We start from the raw sequence: 6,382 nt of genomic DNA, 5'->3' as shown, positions 1-6,382 counted from the left end.
CGGGCCAAAAGCTCCGGGCTTGTTTCCACGGGTGCGAAGAGCCGGCTCATTGCAGAACCTCCGCGACGATTTGTTCCGGAGTCAAGTTGCGGTTGACCCGGCGGAAGGCGGATCGTTGCTCGTCGAGCGCCGCTGACGAGCCGGGTTTGCCGAGAAGACGATCCACGGCGGCCCCGAATTGCGCCGGTCGGCGCACAACCTCCGGTTGCAGACCCAGTGAGCGCAGGTAGCTCAGGGTGATGCGCTCCTGGGGCATGATGCCGCCGATACCATTGAAAAAAATGGGGCAGCGGGTCTGAATACATTCGCTCGTGCTGCCGGTTCCGGGCCGAATAAAAGCCAGATCTGCCAGTTGCAGAAGCCTGTGCATGTCGTCGCGATAGCCAAGGGGACGGATCGTGTGCGGGGGACTGCTGAGATTTTCCAGGGAGCGCCGTGCCGCCTCGTCCTTGCCACAGAGTGCGATGAGGTTAATCGGTTGCGGAAGCGCTCGCAGGGAGCGAATGATCGCTAAGTGGTTGTTGGCGCCGTTGGCACCCGTCCCGAGCAGGATCACCGGGCCATGCACCGGTTTGCCGAAAAGCGCTTCCCGTTCGGCAGCGCGATCCAGCGGGGGGTTCGTTTCCGGCGGCTCGAAGAAGGCCGGTTTGAGAAGAAATCCACCCAAATGAACGCGCGCTTCGGGCATGCCGCGTTCGCGGGCCGCTTCGGCACACGCCGGGACGGCTGCGATAAATCCGTCGGCCTGTGGATTTACCCAATGGCGCGAGAAGCCGTAGCTGCCATGCAGCTCCCCGCAGTAGATCAGGCAGCGGGGTGGGGCGTCCCGCTTGGCTTGGCGGATCGCGGTGAAGAAGGCGTGGTTTAAATGCGCGTGCGTGCTCACCACGACGTCCGGGCAGAATTCGCGGACGATGGCTTGCAGCCGCTCGCGTCCCCGGAGAAGTGGCACGCTCCGGTGCAGCCCGGCGAGTTCGAGAAAATTGAAATAGAGGTGGTGTGCCCGGGGGCAGCGGCGCTGAATCCAGTTATACAGGTTGACCCCGAACCGATCCACCGGGGAACTCTCCTCCAGGGCCTGATAGCGCCGGATGCGGACTTCGTTTCCCCTCAAGCGTTCGACCCATTGGACCAAGGCGTCAGCACGCATGTCGTGGCCGCCTCCGGTGGAGGAGGACAGAATGAGCAGGCGGCGGGCGGGCATAGTCAAATCGGGCTAGAGGGGTCTAGGAACAGGGCTTCCAGTTTTTTCGCATTGCGCTCGGGGTCGCAGTGGGCGTGGACCCATGCGCGTGCATTACTGCGAAGCGTGGCTGCGTCGTTTGCGTCTTGCAAGGTGCGTTGAAGCGCGGTCCACCAAAAATCGGGCTCGCTTGCGTCGAGGAGTAGGCCCGTTTTTTCGGGTATGATCGCCTCGGCAACGCCACCCACCGGAGTGGCAAAAACCAGCAGACCGTGGCTCATGGCTTCCACGATAACATTGGGCAGCCCGTCACGGTCCCCGGAAGCTGCAACCGTTCCGGTGAAAAAGAAGACATCGGCCCATTCGCGGTAGTGCGCTTCAACGGTGTCAAAGGAAGTCTCCCCCAGAAGGCGCACGTCGTCCCGCAGACCCGCTCGTTCGATGGCTCGCTGAAGGTCTCGGCGGAGCGGGCCCCCGCCGAGGATTCGGGCTTCAAAGTGAAGGCCCCCTTGTTTGAAGCAGCGCAGAATTTTCAAGAGCGAGCCGTATCCTTTCTTTTCAATCAGACGCCCGACACTGAGGATGCGGAGCGGCCTTTGTTGCGTCGCCTCGGGGAGACCGGCGGCGGGGCTGTCGCTTGGCAACACGCTGGATCGCCGAATCAATTTGGTTTTTCCAGTCGCACCGCTGCGGCGTTCGATTACCGACCGCGCTTGCTCGGTGCTGGTATGAATAAAACGGGCTGCTGACAATTTCTCTTCGAGCAAGGCATCGCCGCCCTGCCGGAAAAGATCATACGCGTGGCAGCCCATGCTGAAGGGAATCCCGGTCAGTCGGGAGAGAAAGAGTGCCGCCGAGGCCGGGGCGGTCGCCCATACCGCGTGGAATTGGTCGGGTGGCGAACGGCGAAATTGTCCGGCCCGGACAATGGCAAACCCGAGCCCCAGGTAGTGTTCCAGGCAGTTGATCCAACAGCGCGGCGGGTTCGCATCATTCAGCGTCGCCATTTCCCAAAAAGCGGCGGGGTTTCGAAGAAGTTCGGCGCAGAAGCGAAGGGGGAGCCGTATCCAGTCTGCAACTTCAAAATGCTTTAGCGGAAAGCGCCCAAAACTGTTTCCGGAGCCTCCGAACATGGAATGGATGTCAACCTCCAGATCGGAGAATTGGTCCAGACCGGAAAGCTCCCGTTGAAGAAAGCGTTCAGATATTTTTGGAAAGCTGGTGAATAGGTAAGCGATGCGCATGGGAGCGAAACGGGATGGTGTCTGCGCGAGGGATCGGATCGATCTACTTTCCGGAGTAGTGCCTGCGGATGCAGGCGCGGAGCCAACGCTGGGGAAGCAGGCGGGGACCGAGCGGGGCGATGCGCGATTGGAAAAAGCTGCCGCAACGGACCGTCCCCGAGCGCCCATTTCGCATGGCGCGAATCAGGCTGGTGGCCGCGTCGCGGGGATCTTTGGCTTTCTGGTGACGGGTGAGGAGTCGCTGCCACGCGTCCGGGTCTGCCCCGGTGTTCTGGGCGCGGTCGGCGTCCATAAACGCGGTCTGAAAGTCACCCGGTCTAAAATCGATCGTGCGGAAGGGGAGTTGGCCATCCAGTAAAAGGCTTTCGCCAAAACTGCTCAGGGCAGCCTTGGCAGCGTTGTAATAAGGCATGCCGGGAATGGGAAGCTCAGCCGCGAGCGAGCTGACTTGGACGAGGTAGGCCGGCTGCTCCGGTCGCTCACGGCAGATCTCGGCAAAAAAGCGGCTCAAGCGCACCGGGACGCGAAAGAGGAGATCGATCTGCCGGTCGATAGCCGCGTCGTCCGGCGTCCAGGCAGCGCCCAAGAGCCCAAAGCCCGCATTGTTGATCCAGATGTCGGGGGGATTGGCCGCGACCTCTTTTAAAACCCGGTCGACATCGGCCTCTACCAGTAAATCGGCCGTCAAGTGGGTATAAGCGGGCGGCGGGTCCGAGGGTGCGCGGCGTCCCACCCCCGTTACAGCGAGACCTTCGTCGACCAGTGCGCGCATCAGCGCGAGGCCCAGCCCGGAAGAGGTCCCGGTGACAAGGGCCCGGTGGTGGCCCTGCTTGGATAGCGCGCTGGAGGCGGCATTCATTCTGTCGGGGGATGGATCGGTTTTGCCCGGAAAGCCAGGCAAACGTTGGCCCCACCGAAGCCGCAGCTGTTGGAGAGAAAGACACCTCCCTTTGTCGGCAAATTCGTCTGCGGCAGGTGCAAACCGGCAAAGGAGGGATCCGGGTCGTTCAGGTTGGTCGTGCCCGGCAGGAAACCAGCATTCACGGCCCAGATGGAGAGCGCGGCCTCCAAGCTCCCGGCCATCGAGAGGCTGTGGCCGGTAATCGCCTTGGTCGAGGCAATGGGGAAGAGTGGTTCCGGGCCAAAGACCGTCTGGAGGGCGCGGACCTCGGCGGCATCACCGCTGGGCGTGCCCGTGGCGTGGGCATTGAGATAAATGATAGCCTCGGGGTCCAGCTCGGCTTCGCTCAGTGCTTGCTCGATCGCCCGCACCAAGCCACGCCCCTCGGGGTGGGGGGCAGCCGGTTTGAAGCCGTCCGAGCCTTGCCCCCAGCCGAGGAACTCTGCCTGAATGGGGGCTCCGCGCTGGCGAGCGCTGTCTTCGGATTCAAGGATCAGCACGGTCGCTCCACCGCTGCCCACGAATCCCTTCCGTCTGCGGTCAAAGGGGAGGCTGGCGGCGTCGGGATCCTGGGAAGTGGAGAGCGCGTGCATCCCTGCGAAGGGCAAAATCGCATCCAGGTTTCCGTCCTCTGCGCCCACCACGACAATTCGCCGCTGGCGCCCCATGGCAATCTGGTCGTGCGCAAAACCGAGCGCGTGGGCGGAGGAGGCGCAGGCGCTGGCGAAGCCGCAGCCCGCACCCTGGATTTCAAAAATAGCTCCGAGGTTGTAGGAGAGCGTGCCGACCACCGAGTTGATAATTCCGAATGGATTGCTACGGCCGACTCCGTAGGTATACATCTCATTCAGATTCTGGTGGAGATTTTTGGGCGATCCCGCCGAAGCGGTGAAGAGCCCGGTTGTTTCATCCAGATCCTCCGGTACCAGGCCACTCGCGGCCAGTGCCTGCGTCATCGCGTGGTAGGCGTAAAAGCTATGGGGGTTGAGGCCCCGCAGAAGCTCTTTTGAAATCGGAGTCGGGTAGGGGCAGGTCCAATCCTCGGGACTGAGGGACTCGGTCGAGAAATCGGGTATCGTTGTCCCAATGTGGATCTTCGACCGTTTAAACGCGGCAAACTCCGGCAGAGTTTGGAAGCCGTGCCGCTGTGACCTCAACGCGTCCGTGACCGCCTCCCGGGTGTGGCCGACGTTGCAAACGATCCCGCTGCCCGTAACGACTACATTGTGGCGTTTCATCTGGATTCCGAAAACGGTTCAGGGAGAGCTTTTTGCCGTTTCAAGTTTCCGCAGGAGTTCCGCCTTCATGTCGCCCAGCGTTGTCATGCCCTTCATTTCGTCGTCGATCAACTCAATGTCGAGGGCGTCCTCAAAGGTCATGACGATTTCCATCATGGTCAGCGAATCAATCCCCAGATCATCGATGATACGCGTGGAGTCGTCTGCACTGTGCAAAATCGGGTGATAGGTCTCGTCGATATTCCGTTCGATGATACCGAATGAAAAACGCTCAAGCTGCTTTTGGTCGCCCGACAACTTGAAGGCCTCCAGGGCCTCCCTGGTTCCTTCCGGTGCCCGGCGTAGCTCCTCCTCAAGTCGGTTATTCATCAGCTGGTTTGCAGTGGGCCTCAAAGTGACCGGGCGACTTTGACTACGTTATCGGCAGTCATCCCGAGTTCGGCCATGACCGTTCCACCCGGGGCGGAAATTCCGAAGCGGTCGATGCAGACGGCTTTACCCTGGAAACCGAGGTATTTCCCCCAGGTTGTGGACACGCCGGCCTCGACGGCCACACGCGCTGTGCAGCTCGAGGGTAGCACGCTCTCAATGTAGTCCGAGGCCTGACGTTCGAAGCGCTCAAAGCATGGCAGAGAGACTACACGGACGCCTTCACCCAGTTGCTCGGCGGCCCCCATAGCGTGTTGCAGTTCGGAACCGGTCGCCATCAGGATCATTTTCAAATCGCCGCTTTCCTTCCTGGCGATGTAGCCGCCCTTGATTACACCCTCGCGGCGGTCACTCGCGGAGATATCATCCTGCGCGGGTATCCCCTGGCGGGTCAGGATCAGCGCGGTCGGGCCATCGGTTCGCAGCATAGCGGCGGCAAAGGCACCAGCGGTCTCTTCGGCATCTGCCGGTCGGATTACGTCCAGGTTGGGGATGACACGGAGGCCGCTGACCGTCTCGACCGGTTGGTGGGTCGGGCCGTCTTCGCCGACACCGACCGAGTCGTGGGTGAAGATGTAGGTCACGGGTATTTTGGACAGCGATGCCAAACGGATCGACCCGCGCATGTAGTCGGCAAAAACGAGGAAGGTCGCTCCACTGGCTTTGAAGATGCCGTCATAGGCGATGCCGTTGCAGATGGCACCCATGCCGTGTTCGCGAATGCCGAACCAGATGTTCCGCGCGCTGTAGTCTTCGGGGCCGAAATCGCCCGCGTCTTTAATGTAGTTTTTCGTGGAGCCGTAGAGGTCGGCAGAGCCGCTGATCAAGCTGGGCACGGCTTTGGCCACCGCTTGCATGACATTACCGCCGGAGGCCCGTGTGGCTGCGCTGGTGCCGGCCTCAAAGAGAGGGATACGGTCGAGCAGGTCGGCCGGCACGCCGCCCTCAAGCTCTTTGGCGAGCTCGGGATTGGCGGCGCTCCAAGCGCCGAAAGTCTTTTTCCAGGCCGCAGATTCGATGGCGCAGGTCTCCGCAACCTGCTTGAAATGCTCCTTTACCTCATCGGATATGTGGAATGTTTCCCCCGGCAGACCGAGACCTTTACGCGCGGATTCGGCGTGTTTCGCTCCGCCCTCGCCGTGTCCGGCGGAGGTGCCCTCTACTTCGGGGATGCCTTTGGCGACGGTCGTCCTGGCGATGATGACCTTGGGCTTGCCGTTGTCATTACCTTTGGCCTGCGCGATGGCCCCCTCGATGGCAGCGAAGTTGTGCCCGTCGATCACGACGGCGTCGAAGCCCTGCGAGGTGAAGTAGGCTTCGGCATCTTCGCTCTGGGTGCGCTCGGCCATGGCATCGAGGGTCACCTCGTTTGAGTCGTAGATAAGAA

At 61.5% G+C, this 6,382-nt stretch carries 6 protein-coding genes; all 6 read right to left on the bottom strand.

From position 1 onward, the window contains the following. Nucleotides 1–46 precede the first annotated feature (46 nt). Nucleotides 47–1,150, bottom strand: coding sequence for an MGDG synthase family glycosyltransferase (locus AC52Q4_RS04905; RefSeq protein ID WP_495535689.1), 1,104 nt, complete (start codon nt 1,148–1,150; stop codon nt 47–49). Between the two features lie 56 nt (nt 1,151–1,206). Then, the gene (locus AC52Q4_RS04900) at nt 1,207–2,427 is read right to left on the bottom strand and encodes a glycosyltransferase family 4 protein (protein WP_495535688.1); all 1,221 of its coding nucleotides are present in this window, start codon (nt 2,425–2,427) and stop codon (nt 1,207–1,209) included. A 43-nt stretch (nt 2,428–2,470) separates the two neighbouring features. Continuing rightward, nucleotides 2,471–3,286: an SDR family NAD(P)-dependent oxidoreductase gene (locus tag AC52Q4_RS04895; protein WP_495535687.1), complete on the bottom strand. Its 816-nt coding sequence runs from the start codon at nt 3,284–3,286 to the stop codon at nt 2,471–2,473. Further along, the gene (locus tag AC52Q4_RS04890; protein ID WP_495535686.1) at nt 3,283–4,566 is read right to left on the bottom strand and encodes a beta-ketoacyl-[acyl-carrier-protein] synthase family protein; all 1,284 of its coding nucleotides are present in this window, start codon (nt 4,564–4,566) and stop codon (nt 3,283–3,285) included. The genes AC52Q4_RS04895 and AC52Q4_RS04890 overlap by 4 nt, the downstream gene beginning before the upstream one ends. A gap of 18 nt (nt 4,567–4,584) precedes the next feature. After that, complete coding sequence (locus AC52Q4_RS04885) at nt 4,585–4,935, bottom strand: phosphopantetheine-binding protein (protein ID WP_495535685.1); 351 nt, start codon at nt 4,933–4,935, stop codon at nt 4,585–4,587. 20 nt (nt 4,936–4,955) lie between these two features. Next, the coding region (locus AC52Q4_RS04880) for a transketolase-like TK C-terminal-containing protein (RefSeq protein WP_495535684.1) at nt 4,956–6,382 on the bottom strand (1,427 nt) is incomplete at its 5' end.

The sequence above is a fragment of the Nitrococcus sp. genome, from assembly GCF_059432795.1.
Note: the sequence above shows the minus strand (reverse complement) of the source record. Positions and strands in the feature narration are given on the sequence as shown.

Coding starts and splice junctions, on each gene's coding strand:
- AC52Q4_RS04905 (WP_495535689.1), bottom strand. CDS start 1,150: ATGCGTGCTGACGCCTTGGTCCAATGGGTCGAACGCTTGAGGGGAAAC.
- AC52Q4_RS04900 (WP_495535688.1), bottom strand. CDS start 2,427: ATGCGCATCGCTTACCTATTCACCAGCTTTCCAAAAATATCTGAACGC.
- AC52Q4_RS04895 (WP_495535687.1), bottom strand. CDS start 3,286: ATGAATGCCGCCTCCAGCGCGCTATCCAAGCAGGGCCACCACCGGGCC.
- AC52Q4_RS04890 (WP_495535686.1), bottom strand. CDS start 4,566: ATGAAACGCCACAATGTAGTCGTTACGGGCAGCGGGATCGTTTGCAAC.
- AC52Q4_RS04885 (WP_495535685.1), bottom strand. CDS start 4,935: ATGAATAACCGACTTGAGGAGGAGCTACGCCGGGCACCGGAAGGAACC.